General features: G+C 73.9%; 18 protein-coding genes. 9 read left to right on the top strand and 9 right to left on the bottom strand.

Going from position 1 to position 17,677, the window contains the following annotated elements; genetic code table 11:
* Positions 1–231 precede the first annotated feature (231 nt).
* The 3 genes from ACFVFQ_RS11625 (at position 232) to ACFVFQ_RS11635 (ending at position 3,525) form a co-directional block, all read left to right on the top strand.
* Positions 232–1,164, top strand: a complete 933-nt coding sequence (locus tag ACFVFQ_RS11625) for an ROK family protein (protein ID WP_383412706.1) — start codon at positions 232–234, stop codon at positions 1,162–1,164.
* Positions 1,164–2,408: an N-acetylglucosamine-6-phosphate deacetylase gene (gene nagA / locus ACFVFQ_RS11630; protein ID WP_383412709.1), complete on the top strand. Its 1,245-nt coding sequence runs from the start codon at positions 1,164–1,166 to the stop codon at positions 2,406–2,408. The genes ACFVFQ_RS11625 and nagA overlap by 1 nt, the downstream gene beginning before the upstream one ends.
* A 187-nt stretch (positions 2,409–2,595) precedes the next feature.
* Positions 2,596–3,525: a 1-phosphofructokinase family hexose kinase gene (locus ACFVFQ_RS11635; RefSeq protein WP_383412712.1), complete on the top strand. Its 930-nt coding sequence runs from the start codon at positions 2,596–2,598 to the stop codon at positions 3,523–3,525.
* Positions 3,526–3,577: 52 nt separating this feature from the next.
* Here ACFVFQ_RS11635 and ACFVFQ_RS11640 read toward each other — a convergent pair whose 3' ends face one another.
* Positions 3,578–4,489, bottom strand: coding sequence for a CBM35 domain-containing protein (locus ACFVFQ_RS11640; protein WP_383412715.1), 912 nt, complete (start codon positions 4,487–4,489; stop codon positions 3,578–3,580).
* A 252-nt stretch (positions 4,490–4,741) separates the two neighbouring features.
* A complete protein-coding gene (gene cdgB, locus ACFVFQ_RS11645) occupies positions 4,742–6,430 on the bottom strand; it encodes a diguanylate cyclase CdgB (RefSeq protein WP_383412720.1) in 1,689 nt (562 codons plus the stop codon).
* A 357-nt stretch (positions 6,431–6,787) separates the two neighbouring features.
* Between cdgB and ACFVFQ_RS11650 the strand changes: the two genes are divergently transcribed.
* A complete protein-coding gene (locus ACFVFQ_RS11650; RefSeq protein WP_383412723.1) occupies positions 6,788–7,396 on the top strand; it encodes a flavin reductase family protein in 609 nt (202 codons plus the stop codon).
* A gap of 59 nt (positions 7,397–7,455) precedes the next feature.
* Here the strand turns inward: ACFVFQ_RS11650 and arfB are convergent, their stop codons facing one another.
* A complete protein-coding gene (gene arfB / locus ACFVFQ_RS11655; RefSeq protein WP_383412725.1) occupies positions 7,456–7,884 on the bottom strand; it encodes an alternative ribosome rescue aminoacyl-tRNA hydrolase ArfB in 429 nt (142 codons plus the stop codon).
* 279 nt (positions 7,885–8,163) lie between these two features.
* Here arfB and ACFVFQ_RS11660 point away from each other — a divergent pair, with 279 nt between their 5' ends.
* On the top strand, positions 8,164–8,739 hold the full coding sequence (locus tag ACFVFQ_RS11660) for a TerD family protein (protein ID WP_383412729.1): 576 nt from the start codon (positions 8,164–8,166) through the stop codon (positions 8,737–8,739).
* A 141-nt stretch (positions 8,740–8,880) separates the two neighbouring features.
* Here the strand turns inward: ACFVFQ_RS11660 and ACFVFQ_RS11665 are convergent, their stop codons facing one another.
* Complete coding sequence (locus tag ACFVFQ_RS11665; protein WP_383412733.1) at positions 8,881–9,168, bottom strand: helix-turn-helix domain-containing protein; 288 nt, start codon at positions 9,166–9,168, stop codon at positions 8,881–8,883.
* A 107-nt stretch (positions 9,169–9,275) separates the two neighbouring features.
* Between ACFVFQ_RS11665 and map the strand changes: the two genes are divergently transcribed.
* A complete protein-coding gene (map, locus tag ACFVFQ_RS11670) occupies positions 9,276–10,043 on the top strand; it encodes a type I methionyl aminopeptidase (RefSeq protein ID WP_383412737.1) in 768 nt (255 codons plus the stop codon).
* A gap of 123 nt (positions 10,044–10,166) precedes the next feature.
* On the opposite strand, the gene ACFVFQ_RS11675 is transcribed toward map, so the two are convergent.
* Positions 10,167–11,468: an SGNH/GDSL hydrolase family protein gene (locus ACFVFQ_RS11675; RefSeq protein WP_383412740.1), complete on the bottom strand. Its 1,302-nt coding sequence runs from the start codon at positions 11,466–11,468 to the stop codon at positions 10,167–10,169.
* Positions 11,469–11,611: 143 nt separating this feature from the next.
* Between ACFVFQ_RS11675 and ACFVFQ_RS11680 the strand changes: the two genes are divergently transcribed.
* On the top strand, positions 11,612–12,109 hold the full coding sequence (locus tag ACFVFQ_RS11680) for a hypothetical protein (protein WP_383412744.1): 498 nt from the start codon (positions 11,612–11,614) through the stop codon (positions 12,107–12,109).
* Positions 12,110–12,118: 9 nt separating this feature from the next.
* Here ACFVFQ_RS11680 and ACFVFQ_RS11685 read toward each other — a convergent pair whose 3' ends face one another.
* Positions 12,119–12,763 (bottom strand): pentapeptide repeat-containing protein, encoded by a 645-nt coding sequence (locus ACFVFQ_RS11685; protein ID WP_383413110.1) that lies wholly within the window; start codon positions 12,761–12,763, stop codon positions 12,119–12,121.
* A 338-nt stretch (positions 12,764–13,101) separates the two neighbouring features.
* Here ACFVFQ_RS11685 and ACFVFQ_RS11690 point away from each other — a divergent pair, with 338 nt between their 5' ends.
* Entirely contained in the window at positions 13,102–14,280 is a 1,179-nt protein-coding gene (locus ACFVFQ_RS11690; RefSeq protein WP_383412747.1) for an FAD-dependent oxidoreductase, read from the top strand.
* A gap of 194 nt (positions 14,281–14,474) precedes the next feature.
* On the top strand, positions 14,475–15,473 hold the full coding sequence (locus ACFVFQ_RS11695; RefSeq protein ID WP_383412750.1) for a zinc-binding dehydrogenase: 999 nt from the start codon (positions 14,475–14,477) through the stop codon (positions 15,471–15,473).
* Positions 15,474–15,556: 83 nt separating this feature from the next.
* Here the strand turns inward: ACFVFQ_RS11695 and ACFVFQ_RS11700 are convergent, their stop codons facing one another.
* The 3 genes from ACFVFQ_RS11700 to ACFVFQ_RS11710 all read right to left on the bottom strand — a co-directional run bounded on the left by ACFVFQ_RS11700 (position 15,557) and on the right by ACFVFQ_RS11710 (position 17,606).
* A complete protein-coding gene (locus ACFVFQ_RS11700) occupies positions 15,557–15,811 on the bottom strand; it encodes a hypothetical protein (RefSeq protein ID WP_383412753.1) in 255 nt (84 codons plus the stop codon).
* A gap of 351 nt (positions 15,812–16,162) precedes the next feature.
* Positions 16,163–17,284 (bottom strand): aminopeptidase P family protein, encoded by a 1,122-nt coding sequence (locus tag ACFVFQ_RS11705; RefSeq protein WP_383412756.1) that lies wholly within the window; start codon positions 17,282–17,284, stop codon positions 16,163–16,165.
* 136 nt (positions 17,285–17,420) lie between these two features.
* Positions 17,421–17,606 carry a hypothetical protein gene (locus ACFVFQ_RS11710; RefSeq protein WP_383412759.1) on the bottom strand — a complete coding sequence of 62 codons (186 nt, stop codon included), beginning with the start codon at positions 17,604–17,606 and terminating at the stop codon, positions 17,421–17,423.
* Positions 17,607–17,677: the final 71 nt, after the last annotated feature.

A 17,677-nucleotide genomic window follows, 5' to 3' on the forward strand; every position in this document is an offset into this window, starting at 1 on the left:
GACGCGGAACAGCAGGTCCCTCCACTGTCCCCCCACAAGGTCTACACCACCCTCCCGCCATTTCCCTTATCGGCCCCGTCCGTTGTGCAGGTCAGGGGCCCTCCATAGGGGCGGGCCCGATGTCGGGCGCTGCCCGGTAGCGGGCAGCGGGACGTGGGGCGCCCGCGACGTGGCGATCAGCACGGTGAGTGGACTAGACCTTTATTGGGCCCTCGCGCGACACTGTCCCCCGTGAAACACGTCATCGCCCTTGATGTGGGCGGCACCGGAATGAAGGCCGCCCTCGCCGGGGCGGACGGCACCCTCCTCTACGAGGCGCGGCGCCCCACCGGGCGCGAGCGCGGCACCGAGGCGGTCGTCGAGACGATCCTCGGCTTCGCCGCCGACCTGCGCGACGCCGGCCGGGAGCGATTCGGCAACACCGCGCTGGCCGCCGGCGTCGCCGTCCCCGGCATCGTCGACGAGACCTGCGGCATCGCCGCCTACTCCGCCAACCTCGGCTGGCGGGACCTCCCGTTGCGCGCCCTGCTCTCCGAGCGGCTCGGCGGGGTACCGGTCGCGCTCGGCCACGACGTCCGCACCGGCGGCCTGGCCGAGGGCCGGATCGGCGCCGGCCGGGACGCGGACCGCTTCCTCTTCGTCCCCCTGGGCACCGGGATCGCCGGCGCCATCGGGACCGGCGGCCGCATCGAGGCCGGCGCCCACGGGAGCGCCGGCGAGATCGGCCACATCGTCGTCCGGCCCGGCGGGCCCCGGTGCGGCTGCGGCCAGCTCGGCTGCCTGGAGGCGGTGGCCTCGGCCGCGGCGGTGGGCCGCGACTGGGCGGCGGTCTGCGGCGATCCGCAGGCCGGCGCCGTCGACTGCGCCAAGGCCGTGGAGTCCGGCGACGCCCGCGCCCGGGAGGTCTGGCAGGGCGCCGTGGACGCGCTCGCCGACGGCCTGACCACCGCGCTCACCCTGCTCGACCCGCACACGATCATCATCGGCGGCGGGCTCGCGGAGGCCGGCGACACGTTGTTCGCACCGCTGCGGGAGGCGGTCCAAGCGCGCGTGACCTTCCAGCACCTCCCCTCGATCGTCCCGGCGGCCCTCGGGGACGCCGCCGGCTGCCTGGGCGCAGGACTGCTCGCCTGGGATCTTCTCGCAACGGAGGTAACCGCCTGATGGCACAGCAACAGTCCGCGGGCCGCCCCTCGGACGCCGGGCGCACCGTCCTGACCGGCGCCCGGATCGCCCGGCCCTCCGGCGTCACCGACGACGGCCGGATCACCATCGAGGGCACCCGGATCACCGCGGTCCACAGCCGGGGCGACGACCTCGACCTGCCGCCACACGCCGCACCCGAGGGGGACGAACGGCCGGCGCCGGCCACCGTCATTGACCTGACGGGCCACCTCGTCGTCCCGGGCTTCATCGACCTGCACCTGCACGGCGGGGGCGGCGGCTCCTTCTCGTCCGCCGACCCCGAGGAATGCCTGCGGGTCATCGACACCCACCGCCGGCACGGCACCACCTCGATGGTGGGCTCCACCGTCACCGGCGACCTGGACGACCTGTCCCGACAGGCCGCCGTACTGGCCGAGTTGGCGCAGCAGGGCGACCTGGCGGGCACCCACTTCGAGGGCCCGTTCATCTCCCCGCACCGCTGCGGCGCCCACCAGCCCGAGCTGCTGCGCGACCCGGACCCGGCCGCCGTGCGCCGGCTGCTCGACGCCGCCCGCGGCACCGCGGTGATGATGACCGTCGCCCCCGAACTCCCCGGCGGCCTGGACTCCGTGCGGCTGCTCGCCGACGCCGGCGTGATCGCCGCCATCGGCCACACCGACTCCTCCTACGAGGCCACCCGCCAGGCCATCGACGCCGGCGCCACCGTCGCCACCCACCTCTTCAACGCGATGCCCGCGCTCGGCCACCGCGCGCCCGGCCCGGTCGCCGCGCTGCTGGAGGACGACCGGATCACCGTCGAGCTGATCAACGACGGCACCCATCTGCACCCGGCGATCGTGCAGATGGCGGTCCGCGACGCCGGCGCCGACCGGGTCGCCTTCATCACCGACGCGATGGGCGCGGCCGGCATGAACGACGGGACGTACTACCTCGGCCCGATGCCGGTCGAGGTCGCCGACGGCGTCGCCCGGATCAGCCAGGGCCCCACCGCCGGCTCCATCGCGGGCTCCACACTCACCCTGGACCGGGCCTTCAAACGGGCCGTCACCGTCGACGGCCTCACCGTCGACCAGGCCGTCCGGATGCTGTCGGCGAACCCCGCCCGCCTGTTGGGCATCGCCGGCCGGACCGGCTCCCTGGAGGCCGGCAAGGACGCCGACCTGGTGGTGCTGGACGCCGCCCACGACGTGGTGGGCGTGCTGCGGCAGGGCTCCTGGGTGGTCCGCCCGCCGGGCGTCTAATGTCCCCCTGGTCTCCCCCGGCCCGGCCGCCACTTTGGCGGCCGGGCGGCACAGGGTGGCCGACCCGGGTCTGGGCCAACGGCCGTTCGCGATGGCATGATCGCTCGCGCACTTGTCCGTATGCCACCGCGGAGCGCGGTGCCCTCACCCACGGCCGTCCGGCCGGCCTCCTCCTGGAGGGGAGACCATGATCCTCACGGTCACGCTGAACGCCGCCCTGGACCTCACCTACCGCGTCCCCCGGCTCCGCCCGCACACCACCCACCGCGTCACCGAGGCCACCGAACGCCCCGGCGGCAAGGGCCTGAACGTCGCCCGGGTGCTGGCCGCGCTCGGCCACCGCACGGTCGCCACCGGCTTCGCGGGCGGCGGCACCGGTGCGGCGCTGCGCAACCTGCTCGCCCAGGAGACCGCCGTCACCGACGCGCTGGTCCCGGTCGGCGGCGCCACCCGCCGCACCGTTGCCGTGGTGGACGCGAGCACCGGCGACACCACCCAGCTCAACGAGCCCGGCCCCACCGTCTCCCCTGCGGAGTGGGCCACATTCCTCGGCACCTACCGCGAACTCCTGGGCGAGGCACGGGCGGTGGCGCTCTGCGGCAGCCTGCCGCCCGGCGTCCCGGTGGACGTCTACGCCCGGCTCACCCGCGCCGCCCGCACCGCCGGCGTTCCCGTCCTGCTGGACACCAGCGGCGAACCGCTCCGCCGCGGCCTGGCCGCCCGCCCCGACGTCGCCAAGCCCAACGCCGACGAGTTGGCCGCCCTCACCGGCAGCACCGAACCGCTGCGCGCGGCCCGCGACGCCCGCCGCCGCGGCGCCCATGCGGTGGCCGCCTCGCTCGGCCCGGACGGGATGCTCGCGGTGACCGCCGACGGCGCCTGGCAGGCCGTCCCGCCCCGCCGGATCGCCGGGAACCCCACCGGCGCCGGCGACTCCGCCGTGGCCGGCCTACTCTCCGGACTGGTCGAGGAGTTGCCCTGGCCGGACCGGCTGAGCCGCGCGGTGGCGCTCTCCGCCGCCACCGTACGGGCCGCCACCGCCGGCGAGTTCGACCCCGCGACCTACGAGGAACTCCTGCCGCAGGTGGCGGTGACGGAACGTCCCGGCGGGGCGTGAGGCGCCCGCGCCGACGTGAAGGAAAACCCGTCGGTTCCTCGTCCGCTCTCGGTCAGTTCTTCACGTGCCCGGCCTTCAACCAGACCTGGTCGAGGTTGAAGTCGCACTTGTTGTTCTGCTCGCAGGAGATCTTGATGGTGTTCGTCCCCTTGTTGAGCTGTATCCAGGAGAAGGTCCGGGTCCAGCCCTTCGCCCAGTCACCGTCCGCCGCGTTGGCGAAGTTGCCCATGTTTATCGGCCGCGGGCTGGCGTTCCCGTTGACCGTGAGCGTGGAGTTCGCCTCCTTGCCCGGCACGCCGTAGCCGATGAAGACGGTGTAGTCCCCGGACTTGGGCACGTCCAGCGTCCAAGTCGCCGCCGCACCGGGGTTGTTCATGTTGGTGACGTACGAGCCGCTGGCGGTGCGGGCGCCGGGGATGTCCTTGGCGGTCGTCGCGCCGCCGTCCAGCCGCAGCGCGCCCGCGTCGTCCTTGGGGAGCTGGCCCGGGGAGGGCTTGGTGGAGGGGCTGTCGCTGGGCTTGACCGAATCGCCGGCCGTCGGGCCCGACTTGTCCGCGGTGTCGCTGGTGGAGTCCTTGGAGTTGGTCAGCATCGCCACGCCGATGCCTATGCAGACCACCGCGACCACCGCGACCGCGCCGATCAACAGGCCGTTGCGACCCTTGCGCGGCTCCTGGCCGTACGCGGGGGCCGGGCGGGTGCGGTCGCCGCCACCGTTGCCGGGCAGCGTCTCCGGGGCCGCGTAGGTCGGGTTCGGCCGGTTGTACGCCGGCGGGCCCTGCTGGTTGCCGTACTGCCGCTCGCCGACCGCGCGCACCTGGTTGTAGGAGGTCCGCGGGACGCCTGGCTGCCGCGCGGCACCGACGCCCGACCCCGAGCCGCCCTCGCCGCCCTCCGAGCGGTACAGGTGGGCGAAGGGGTCGTCGTTCTCCGGCGTGTCCGCGCCGTTGTTGCCGGCCGTCATTCCGTGTCACTCCCAAGCGGTCTCTACGCGCCTGTGCGCGTCCGTACGCGTTCGCGGGCCTTGCACGCGCCCGGCCCCTCCGGGCCACCCTGGCGCCGCCGCGCCGCATCGGCGCAGCCTACCCCGTCGGAGCAGGGCCACGCCGTTCCCGTCCACGCGCGAGAGCGCCAGGGCTCGGTGAACGGGCGGTGCCCAGGCAGGACGCGGGCGGTGTGAGATGCGCGGCACCGGGCCGGCGGGCGGTCCTGGCGTTCAGCCCGCCGCCCGGCGGTTGCCCTTGGACCGCCGCTTCTCGACGTACATCCGCTGGTCGGCCGACTCCAGCACCTCCTCGGCCGTCATCCCACAACTCGCCCACCCGATGCCGAAGCTGGCGCCGACCCGGACGGCCCGGCCCTCGACCCGGATCGGCGGGATGATCGCGTTCCGCAGCCGGACGGCGAGGTCCTGGGCGTCGGCGGTGCCCAACCCGTCGGCCAGCACCACGAATTCGTCGCCGCCGAGCCGGGCGACGGTGTCGCCGTCCCGGACGCCGCTGGTCAGCCGGCGGGCGACCTCGATCAGCACCGCGTCGCCGGTGTTGTGCCCGAAGCGGTCGTTGATCGACTTGAAGCCGTCCAGGTCGCAGAAGAGCACCGCGAGCCCCTTGGCGCCGTCGTCCTCGGCACCCTCGGCGGGCGCGGAGAGGTGGACGTGGTGGTCGAAAGGGAGCGCGCCGCGCGGCGTCGGCCGGGGCTTCTCGCCCTCGAAGCCGTCGAGCCCGTCGAACGGCTCCCCGTCTCCCGCGAAGCCCAGCGGGGCCCGCGGATCGCCGCCCGCGCCCAAGGAGGCGTAGGCGTCGGCCAGCGCGCTCGGCGGGTGGGCGCACAGCCGGCCCGAGAGCCGGGTCCGCAGCTCGGCGGCGTTGGGCAGGCCGGTCAGCGAGTCGTGGCTGGCCCGGTGCGCGAGCTGGAGCTCGTGCCGCTTGCGCTCCTCGATGTCCTCGACGTGGGTGAGCAGGAAACGGGGGCCGTCGGCGGTGTCGGCGACCACGGAATTGCGCAGCGAGACCCAGACGTAGCTGCCGTCCCGGCGTTGCAGCCGCAGCTCGGCGCGGCCGCCCTCGGCCGAGGTGCGCAGCAGCGTGCCGATGTCCTCGGGGTGGCAGATGTCGGAGAACGACAGCCGGCGCATCCCGGAGGCCGGCCGGCCCAGCAGCCGGCACAGCGCGTCGTTGGTGCGCAGCAGCCGGCCGTGCTGGTCGCCGCCCATCTCCGCGACGGCCATCCCGCTCGGCGCGTACTCGAACGCCTGCCTAAAGCTCTCCTCGCTTGCCCGCAGGGCCTGTTGCTCGCGCTCCAGGCGGACCAGCGCGCGCTGCATGTTGGCCCGCAGCCGGGCGTTGCTGATCGCGATGGCGGACTGGAACGCGTACATCTGGAGCGCCTCTTGGCCCCAGGGGCCGGGGCGCCGCCCGTTGCGCGGCCGGTCCACGGAGATCACGCCGAGCAGCTCGCCCTTGCCGCCGGCGGCGGTGTACATGGGCGCGAAGAGGCGGTCCATCGGGTGCCACTCGTCGGGGAACCGCGGCGCAGGACCGGCGGTGTGCCACTGCGGCACGTCGTCGTCATCCAGGACCCAGCCCTCGGTGTACGGGATGAAGCACAGCTCGCCCCAGCGCTCCCCCATCGCCAGCCGGCGCTCCCAGGAGGCGCGCGAGCCCACCCGCCCGGCCATCAGCGCCTCCGCGCCCGCGCTGCCGGCCACGGCGGCGACCACGAGATCGCCGTCCTGCCGCACGAGGTTGACCGCGGCGAGCTCGTAGCCGAGCCCGGCGATCGCCCCGTCGGCGACGGACTGCAGGGTTTCCGCAAGGCTGCGGGCGGTGTTCAGCTCGGCGACCACTTGGTGCAGCTGCCGCAGGGTCGCAAGACGGACATAGGGCTCCGACTCGGTCTCCATCGCTCGCTCTCCCTGAGACCTCGACAGCAACTCCACCGGGTTTCTTCGTCGTCCGATTCCTCGCTCACTGAATCACAGTGAGCTGTTCACCCGGTACACAGGGTCAACAATTAGGGGCTCTTGTGACTCAAGTCACAGGGAGTGACGGGCCGTTACGGATCGCCGACCAGCGCCTCATCCGCGCACGCGAACGCCGCCCGGACGCCTCCTGAAAGATTCCTGAACGCAAATTCCAGCCACCCGGGGAACGCCTCGATAACCCACCCGGAAGGGTTCCGCCTCCGCCGCGGGACCTAGGGCGCGGGTGGTCCCGGGGCCCGATGCGCGGCCGCGCCGGGCGACGTTAGCGTTCATGGCGTGTTCACGAAGACCCCTGCCACCGCCCCGGCCGCCGGCTCGGCCGCCGCACCCACCGTCGCCCCCGCCTCCGTGCCGGGTGGCGGGCCGATCGCGCATGCTGTGGGGGTGAGTGACGACGAGTTCCGTGCCGCCCTGTCCCGCCTCGCCGCCGGCGTGGTGCTGATCACCGCCCACGACCCGGACGCCGGGCCGCGCGGCGAGGACGTCGGCATGACCGCCACGGCGTTCCTCTCCGTGTCCCTCGACCCGCCGCTGGTGATGGTGAGCGTTCGCAACGACTCGCGGATGGACGACCTGCTGGCGCAGCAGCCGCTGTGGGCCGTCTCGGTACTGTCCGGCCACCAACGGCAGGTAGCGGCACGTTTCGCGATGAAGGGCCGCATCAGCGACCGACTGCTCTTCCAGGACATTCCGTCCGAACGGGGCGAAGCGTCCGGCGCTCCGCTCATCGGGGGCGCGCTGGCGACGCTGGAGTGCCGGACCGAGCAGCGGGTGGTGGCCGGGGACCACACCCTCGTCATCGGACGCGTCCTGGCGACGACCGCCTCCGACGAGGACGACGGGCCGCTGACGTACTTCCGGGGAAAGTACCGGCAGTTGACCTGAGCGGGACCGGCCGCGGGTCCAAGCCCGGCCGTCGGACCGCCGCCGACCGACCGGCCGATTCAGTCCCAACCGCGGCCGGAGCGGCCCCGCTTGGTGTCGCCGCGCTGCTTCTTCTCGCGCAGCCGGCGCTCGTTGATACCCCGGGGGATGCGGGTCTTGCGGCGCGGCCTGGGCGGCGGCGCGGTGGCCTCGGCGAGCAGCGCGGCCAGCCGCACGGCCGCGGTCTCGCGGTTGCGCCACTGGGAGCGGTGGTCGGAGGCGCGCACCGTCAGCACCCCGTCGACCAGCCGGCCGGCCAGCCGCTCCAGCGCCCGCTCCTGCCACACCGGGGGCAGCGCCTTCGTCCGCGCCAGGTCGAAGCGCAACTCGACCTGACTGTCGCTGGTGTTGACGTGCTGGCCGCCCGGGCCGGAGGAGCGCGAGAACCGCCAGACCAGTTCGGCCTCCGGGAGGACGACCGAACCTCGGATGACATGGGGCCCGGACATGCCCCCCATGATCCCGCGCCCGCGGCCGCCCGTCACCTCGGTTTCTCGGCCACCACCGACGGACCTCCGGGCGAGAGCCACGGAGCACCCTCGGCGGCCGCATCAGGATCGAGCAAAGAAGGTAAAGGAAGCTGGAACCACCCGGTGTCCCCGCGACGTTGAGGTGGGTAACGGCGGCTCCGCTTCGGGCGGGCCCGCCGCGAGCAGCACCGATATCACCCGCAGCAGCGACCCCACCGACCCCAGGTCGGCGCGACTCGAAGAGGAAAGGGACATCCCATGGCTGTAAGCCTGTCCAAGGGCGGCAACGTCTCGCTCACCAAGGAGGCACCGGGCCTGACCGCCGTTACGGTCGGCCTCGGTTGGGACGTCCGCACGACCACCGGCACGGACTTCGACCTCGACGCCAGCGCCATCGCGGTCAACGCGACCGGCAAGGTCCACTCCGACCAGCACTTCATCTTCTTCAACAACACCGCGACGCCGGACCAGTCCATCGTCCACACCGGCGACAACACCACCGGCCAGGGCGAGGGCGACGACGAGTCGATCAACGTCAACCTCGCCGCGCTGCCGGCCGAGATCGACAAGATCGTCTTCCCGGTCTCCATCTACGACGCCGAGAACCGCGGGCAGAACTTCGGCCAGGTGCGGAACGCCTTCATCCGCATCGTCAACCAGGCCGGCGGCGCCGAGATCGCGCGCTACGACCTGAGCGAGGACGCCGCCACCGAGACCGCCATGGTCTTCGGCGAGCTCTACCGCAACGGCGCGGAGTGGAAGTTCCGTGCCGTGGGCCAGGGTTACGCCTCCGGCCTGCGCGGCATCGCCCAGGACTTCGGCGTGAACGTCTGACGACGACACCCCAGGGCACGGCCGGACCCGATCCGGCACCGAGGGCCGACTCCCGCAACGGGGGCCGGCCCTCGGCCTTTCGCGCGCCGAGGCCCGCCCGACGGGGCATGGCCGCGCTGGCCGCGCCCCCTCGGACAGGGCCTAGGCCGCCGCGCTGCCGGACCGGCCGGTGCCGGGCGCCGCCTCCGGGGGTGCGGCCAGCGCGGCCACCTCGTCCAGCGACAGTCCGAGCGTCCCGGCGAGCGCGGCGACCGTGAAGAACGCCGGCGTCGGCGCCCGCCCGGTCTCGATCTTCCGCAGCGTCTCCGCGGACAGCCCGGCCACCGCGGCGACCTCGACCATGCTCCGCTCGCCGCGCGCCGCCCGCAGCAGCGCGCCCAGCCGTTCACCGCGCTCACGTTCCCAAGGGGTCAATGGAGTCCGCACCATGGTCGTGATACTAATACCGGTAAATAAATACCGGTAAATAAATACCGCTCGGCGGTCGACGACGCACGCGACCATGCACCCGGGCGACCGAGAGGAGAGACCGACCGATGGTGGAGCTCAAGACCGACGCCTCGCTGGACGCGATGCGGGTGGCCGGCCGGGTGGTCGCGGACGCGCTCGCCGCGGCCCGCGCCGCGGCCGCCCCCGGGACGCGCCTGACCGAACTGGACGAGGCAGCCCGCGCCGTACTGCGCGACGCCGGCGCCAGCTCACCGTTCCTCGGCTACCGCCCCTCCTTCGCCCCCACCCCCTTCCCCGCGGTGCTCTGCGTCTCCGTCAACGACGCGATCGTGCACGGCATCCCGAACGGCCACCGGCTGCGCGACGGCGACCTGGTGAGCATCGACTGCGGCGCGGTCGTCGACGGTTGGGCCGGGGACGCGGCCACCAGCTTCACCGTCGGCACCCAACGCCCCGAGGACCGCCGGCTGATGGAGACCACCCAACGCGCCCTGGAGGCCGGCATCGCGGCCGCCGTGGTCGGCGCCCGGATGGGCGACGTCTCGCACGCCATCGGCAGCATCGGCCGCGCCGCCGGCTACGGCATACCCGAGGACTTCGGCGGGCACGGCATCGGCCGGGCGATGCACGAGGACCCGCCGGTCCCCAACGACGGCCGCCCGGGCCGCGGTTACCCGCTCCGCCCCGGCCTGGTCATCGCCATCGAGCCGATGTTCCTGGCCGGCGGCGGCAGCGACTACACCACGGCCGCGGACGGTTGGACGCTGCGCACCCTCGACGGCAGCCGCGCGGCCCACTTCGAGCACACCGTCGCGGTGACGGAAGAGGGGCCGCGCGTCCTCACCCTGCCGTAGCGGGCGGCGGGGCACGCCACAGCGGGCACCGGGGCGCGGCGAGCGGCCCAACACACCGAGGCGCTAGGTGCACCGGGCGCACCGGGCTCATCGGGCGCACCGGGCGCACCGCGAGGGCTCGTCTCAGAGCGCGTCGAGGTCGATCGCTCCGGCCATCGCGCGGTATCCGGCGTCGTTCGGGTGCAGATGGTCACCGGAGTCGTAACCGGCGGCGATCCGGTGCCGGTCGGCGGGGTCGGACACCACCCGGTCCAGATCGACCACCCCGTCGAACGCGCCGGAGCCGCGTATCCAGCCGTTGAGCGCCTCGCGCTTGAGCTCGCCGCGCTCGGTGTAATACGCCGCGCCCTTGAACGGCGTCAGCGTCGCCCCGATCACCCGGATGCCCCTGCGGTGCGCCTGACGTATCAACTCCCGCTGTGCGGCGATCAGTTGTCGGGCCGACACCTCCGGCGTGGGCTCGCCAGGCTGGCCCGACACCTCGCTCATCCCGATGTCGTTGATGCCCTCCAGCAGGACGACGGTGCGGACGTTCGGCACGTTCAGCACGTCCTTCGGGAAGCGGGCCACCGCCTTCTCCCCGAACCCGGGCGTGGTGTGGGTCAGTTGATTACCGCTGATGCCCTCGTCGAGCACGCTGCGCGGCCGACCGGCGGCGGCCAACCGCTCGGCCAGGACGTCCGGATAGCGGTGGTTGGCGTCGACCGTGGAGCCGTACCCGTCCGTTATGGAGTCCCCGAAGGCGACGATGCCGTCCCGCCGGACGGGCCCGCCGCCGGCGACCTCGACACCCGAGAGGACGTACCAGGACGACGAGGTCTCGGTGAACGCCGCCGCGCCGACGTCGGCGCGGTGGTCGCCGGCCGCGCGGTAGCTGGTGGCCATCGCCTTCCCGTGGAAGGTGGTCGGGCCGGTCGGCGCATCGAAGTACAGCGTGATCGTGAGCGCCGCGAGGGGTCGCACCGGCAGCCCCACGCCGTCGCTGCGCAGCTCCCCGCCGGTCGGTATCGTCGCCGACTGCCGGTGCCCGAAGGTCAGTTGACGCACCGAGCCGTGGCGCACCGCGGCCCCCTTGTCGGTAAGCCCGACGGTGGCGCCGGCGATCCTCAGCGGCGCGGTGCCGTAGCGGTTCGACAGCGTGATCCTCGCCCGCGAGCCGCCCGCGCTGACCCGGACCACCTGGCGGACCGTCTGCCGCGCGAACCCGCTGCCGGACCAGTTCTTCCCGTACACGTCCGTCGCCGGCTGCGGCGCCGCGGCCCAGCCACCGCGCCACTGCTCCCGACCCTGCGCGGCGCCGACGTGCCCCGCACCGCCCGTCCGACCGGCCGCGTACGCCGCGCCCGCGCCGGCCGGCGGGGGCAGCAGGGTCGGCAGCGCCACCAGCGCGCCCGCCGCCACCAGCGCGACCCCCGAACGTCTCACCGAGGAACCAGACATGATCACTACCCCACCCTCTGTCCGTCCGTGTCGTTCCTGAACGCCGGTGCACCACCGTCGGGCGCGGGGCCGTCACACCAGGCCCCTCCGCCGCACCGGTGTCGCTCCGGGCGTGACACCATCAAGAGGTGATCGACCTCGGCTATTCCCTCTCCCGGCGCTTCCCAGACCCCCCGCAGACCGACTACCGGACCGCGGACGTGCACGCGCTGCGCCACGACCTCTTCTGTGGCGACGTCTACCTCGCGGACACCGAGACCGATCGCGAACTGTCCACCTCCTGGGGCTGGGTGCCGGTACTCGACTTCGCCTGGGCGCTCTGCGACATCGTCGAGCAGCTCGACACCGACCCCCGCGGCAGCCGCTCCGCCCGTCCGATCCACGCCGAGCTGGACTTCACCGAATCCACCGACCGGATGCTCTTCGAGCGGCGCTTCGGCTGGGTCGACGTCACGGCCGACTGGGTGCCGGTCGAGGAGGCCCCCCTCACCTTCAACCACGCCGCGCTGCGCCGCGAGGCCCGCGACTTCCTGCACGACCTGATCGCCGACCTCGCCGATATGCACGACGGTCTCGCCGACAACGCCGCCCTCTGGACGCTCCAGGCCCGCTTCCCCCGCATCTGACCCGCCCCCTCACTCCACCCGCACGCCCACCTGGGCCGCGAACGCCGGTGCCAGATCCATCAGTTGGACCGAACTGATCACCGCGCCGCCCAGGCAGTCCACCCCGCGCGCGATGTCCAGCCCGGCCGCCCCGCGCAGATCGACGTCCTTCATCCGGACCGCCGAGAAGTCCACCCGCGCCAGCGTGCAGCCCTCGAACGACACCCGCTCCAGCTCCGCGCCCCCGAAGTCCGCCTCGACCAGCACGCACCCCTCGAACGCGACGTCCCGCAGTCTGGCCTTGCGCAGATTGGCGAAGTCGATCTTCCCGCCGCGCACCACCACCCGCTCCAACACCGCGCCGTGGAGCTGTATCCCGCCGAGCCGGGCGTCCGTCACCTCGACCTCGCGCAGCGTCGCCTGCGACAGGTCCGTGCCGACCCCGCGCACCCCGCTCAGCACGCTGTCGAAGATCCGCGCCCGGCTCAGCACCGTCTCGTCCAGCGCGCACCGCCGCAGTGCGCAGTCCATGAAGCGTGCCCCGCGCGCCGACTGCCCCGCGCAGTCCACCTCGGTGAACTCCAGCCCGTCGTAGTCCCCCTCGGTCTCCAACTCCGCGCCGTCGTACGCCCGTAGCTCCGGCAGCCGCACCTCCGGCCGCCGCACCGCCCGCACCGTCTCCTGCCCACGCCCTGCCACGGCTCACCGCCTCCCTCCGCTCCCGGACCTGCCCGGGCGCGTCCGTACCCCTGCTCTGCCGCGGACCGGACCCGGCCCCGCACCGCGCGGCCGGCCCCACGCCCACACCCCATGCTGAAGCACCCCACTGACAATCGCCGCTGACCTGCGGAAACGCCCTCTGTCGCGCCCGCATGTCACATCCCCGACGCCGCCACCCGTCCCCGTTCATGAGCGCCCGCCCACCGGTGGACGCCACCACCAACGACCCGTCCACCACCCACCTACCGCCCGCCCACCACCCGTCCACAGTCCGCCCGCAACGAAGGAGCTCCATGACCCGCCGCCCGCTCACCGTCATCGGAGGCGGCTTCGCCGGCCTCACCGCGGCCCTCTTCGCCGCCGAGGCCGGCGCCGCCGTCACCCTCTACGAGGCCCACCGCTCGCTCGGCGGCCGCGCCCGCACCGCCGACGGCCCCTACCGCACCAACGACGGCCCGCACGCCCTCTACAACCGCGGCCCGCAGTGGTCCTGGCTCCGGCAGCGCGGCCTGCTCAAGCCGCTCGCCCGCCTGCCCCTCCAGGACGCCGCCCGGCTGCGCTTCTTCCACCGCGGCACCCTGCACCCGGTGCCCCCGCTCGGCATGTTGAGGCTGCGCAGGCACCGCGACGCCCCCGTCGACCAGGACTTCGTCACCTGGGCGCGCACCCGCGCCGACGAGACCACCGTGCGCGCCGCCGCCAACTACGTCGGCGTCGCCACCTTCCACCACGACCCCGGTTCCCTCTCCGCCGCCTTCGTCCAGGAACGGCTGCGCCGCACCACCAACCTGCCACCGGAGGCCCACTACGTCGCCGGCGGCTGGGGCCGACTCATCGACCGGATGGCGACCCGCGCCCGCGACCTGGGCGTCCGTATCGAGACCGGGGCCCGCGTCGACGCCCTCCCGGAGAACACCCCGGTGATCGTCGCCACCCACCTCGAATCCGCCCGCGCCCTCCTGGGCGACGACCGGCTCCACTGGACCGGCGCCCGCACGGTCCTGCTCGACCTCGCCCTCCGGACCCGGCGCGGCGACCCCTTCGCGCTCTCCGGGCTCGACTTCCCCGGCTGGATCGAGCGGTTCACCGGCCCGGACCCGGGCCTCGCCCCGCCCGGCGAACAGCTCCTCCAGGGGCAGATCGGCATCGCCCCGGACGAGACCCGCGCCGACGGCGAGTCCCGCGCCGAACGCCTCCTCGACGCCGGCTTCCCTCACTGGCGCGACCGCGTCACCTGGCGCCGCGCCTCCGTGGCCACCGGCCGTTCGGGCGCGCTCGACCTCCCCGGGACGTCCTGGCGCGACCGCCCGGCCATCGACCGCGGCAACGGCGTCTACCTCGCCGGCGACCAGGTCGCGGCCCCCGGCGTACTGGCCGAGGTCTCCTTCACCAGCGCCCTGGAGGCGGTCTCGCTCGCCCTCAACACGGGCGCCCGCCGCACCCCCAACGCACCAATGGGACAAGCCCGTTGACCCCTATGAGCCGCCCCACCCCACCAACCGATCCCGCCACCCCCACCCACCACAGGAACCACCCCACCCCCATCACCTTGACCTCAACTCAACTTGAGGTACGAGAGTGGCGGCAGTTCAGTTGACCACCGCCACCGGCGGGGCGGTCGCCCCCGTAGGCGACCGCCCGCCTCCCCACAGGAGACGACCCCACCATGCGCGCAATACGGCTGCACGCCTTCGGCCCCGCGGAAAACCTCGTCCACGAGACCCTCGACGACCCCACGCCGGGCCCGGGCGAGGTCCGGATCGCCGTGGCCGCCGCCGGCGTCCACCTCCTGGACACCGCCCTGCGCGCGGGCCAGGAGGGCGGCCCCGCGCCGCTGCCCGAACTGCCGACCGTGCCGGGCCGGGAGGTCGCCGGCACCGTCGACGCCCTCGGCCCGGGCACCGACCCCAGTTGGCTCGGCCGACCCGTCGTCGCCCACCTCGGAATGGTCCCCGGCGGCTACGCCGAACTGGCCGTCACCAGCGCCGACCGGCTGCACCCCCTCCCCGACGGCCTGGACCCGGCCCAGGCCGTCGCCATGATCGGCACCGGCCGCACCACCATGGGCGTCCTGCTCTGCGCCGCCCTCACCGCCGACGACCTCGCGATCATCCCGGCCGCCGCCGGCGGCATCGGCTCGCTGCTCGTCCAGTACGGCCGGCACGTCGGCGCCACGGTCATCGGACTGGCCGGCGGCCCGGCCAAGGTGGCCCGCGCCCGCGAACTCGGCGCCGACCTCGCCCTCGACTACACCGACGCCAACTGGCCAGCCCTCGCCCGCCGTTACCTCGACGAACGCGGCGCCCCCGGGGCCACCATCGTCTTCGACTCGGTCGGCGGCGCCCCGGCCCGCGCGGCCGTGGACCTCCTCGCCCGCGGCGGCCGTCACCTGGTCTTCGGCTGGTCCTCCGGCGCCCCGCTGACGCTCCCGGACGCCGAACTCGCCGAGCGCGGCCTCACTTCGGAGACCGTCCTCGGCCCCCCGATGCTGGCCCGGGTGGGCGGCATCAACCCGCTCCGCACCCTGGAGACCGCCGCCCTCGCCGAGGCTGCCGCCGGCCGCCTCGTCCCCACCGTCCACCGCTTCCCGCTCGCCGAGGCCGCGGCCGCCCACCGCGCCCTGGAAACCCGCGGCACGATGGGCAAGGTCGTCCTGGAGCCGTAACCCGGCCCGCCCCTGGGCGACTTGGCCCGCCCCGGTGGCGAACCCACGCCCCCAAGGGGCGGCACCCCCGCTCCCAGGGGCGGTCACCCCCGCCGTCTCCGCCCGGAGAGCAACGCACCCCCCACCAACGCCACCGAGGCCCCCGCCCCGCCCACGACGACCAACGGATCGCCGTCCTTCCCCCGCTCCGCCGTCACGGCGCCACCGCCCTTGGCACCCGCCACGACCGCCACCCGCCCCTCCTTGTGCGCCGGCATCCCACCGGCCAGGGCGATGCCCACCGCCCCCAACACCGCGGCGGCACTCACCGCGACCGAGCCCAACACCCCCGTCCGCACGGCCCCGGCCACCACACCCCGCAGCCACCGAAAACCCGCCCCACCACGCGAACGCCCAACCGCCAACATCCTTCTCACCCTCCTCTTCACTCCCGCACTCATCCCTCTCCCCACCTCTCTCCCCCGACCCCTCCACCCCCGCGACACCCACGCTACGAACCACCCCACCCACCCACATCGCCCCAACGGCCACAATCCCCCCACTCCACCCCGGCAAAAAGAACGACCCTCCCCGACCCCACCCCCGACCAACGTCCCACCCCCACCCAGGCCAAAGGTCCCGCCCACGACAGCGGCCCCCAGGACAGAGGCCCGCCCCGGATCCCCGAGGACAGCACCCAGAACTGGCCCCTACCCCACCACCGCCAACTCCCGCCCCGTCACGTTCAGTCGCCGCCCCCCTGCCTCCGTGCACGCCACGATGTCCTCGATCCGCACCCCGAACCGCCCCGGCAGATAGATCCCCGGCTCGATCGAGAAACACATCCCCGGCACCAGCGGCAGATGCTCGCCCTCCACCATGTACGGCGGCTCGTGCGTGGTGACCCCGATCCCGTGCCCCGTCCGGTGGATGAAGTACTCGCCGTACCCCGCAGCCTTGATCACCCGCCGCGCCACCCGGTCGATCTCCTGGCACGCGACGCCCGGCCGCACCGCCTCGAACGCCGCCTGCTGGGCCTCCCGCACGATCTCGTGCACCGTCCGCTCCTCCGCGCTCGGCTGCCCGACGTGCACGGTCCGCGTGGTGTCCGACCCGTACCCGTCCTTCAGCCCGCCGAAGTCGAGCACCACCATGTCGCCGTCCTGGATGACCCGCTCGCCCGCCTCATGGTGCGGATTGGCCCCATTGGGCCCGGACCCGACGACCGTGAAGTCCACCTGACTGTGCCCGTGCTCGGTCAACAGCCGCGCCAGATCCGCCGCGATGTCGCACTCCCGCCGCCCGGCGAACCGCACCCCCAGGATGTCCTGGTACGTCGCGTCCGCGGCCGCCCCCGCCGCCGCCAGCCGCTCCACCTCGTACGCGTCCTTGACGGCCCGCAGCATCGGCAGCGCCTCCGTCAGCGCCGCGTAACCACCCGCCGGCGCCGACCGCTGCAACCCGAGCAGATGCAGCGCCCACATCCCGTCCGACACTCCGTAACGCCCCTGCGGCGCCAGCCACTTGCCCAGTTCGGCGTAGGGATCCGCCCCGTCGGTCCACCCCACCACCTCCAGCGCCCCGGCCCCCGGGGCACGCTCCGCGTCCGGCCGCTCCAACACGGGCACCAGCAGCCGCCCCGCCCGCCCCGGCTCGATCACCAACGCCGTCAACCGCTCGGTGACGGCCGTCGGTTGATACCCGCACAGCCACACCAGATCCGGCCCCGGCGTAACGATCAGCCCCGCCAGCCCGGCATCCACCGCGGCCCGCCCCGCCCGCGCCATCCGCCGCTCGTACCCGTCCCGCGTCAGGAACCCCGAATTCACCATGCCGCGAATCTACGCCGCCCCCACCCCCTCAGCCCCTCAAAACCCCTCCCCCACACCCCACTTCGCCCGTATCTCCGCCCCTACCGACGCGCATGTGGGGCGCCAACACCGGCACCCCACCACACGCGCCCCAGCCTCAGGCTCCCGGCTTCTTGACCCACCCCTTCTGCACCAGGATGTCGCAGTGCCACCGCGCGTGGTGCGGCGTTTCGTGGTTGTGCTTCTCCGCCGCCTTCAGACAGTCGGCGTACCGGTACGGCGGCTTGTCCGCGGCATGGGCACCGACCGCCCCCACCATCACCCCACCCATCGCAACAGCCACAGCCAGAACGGCACTCACTCGACGCACAGTTACCTTCCCTTCCTCCCGCCAAGGCCCAACTGCCTCGACGC

This window comes from Streptomyces sp. NPDC057743 (assembly GCF_042798755.1).
GTDB lineage: Bacteria > Actinomycetota > Actinomycetes > Streptomycetales > Streptomycetaceae > Streptomyces.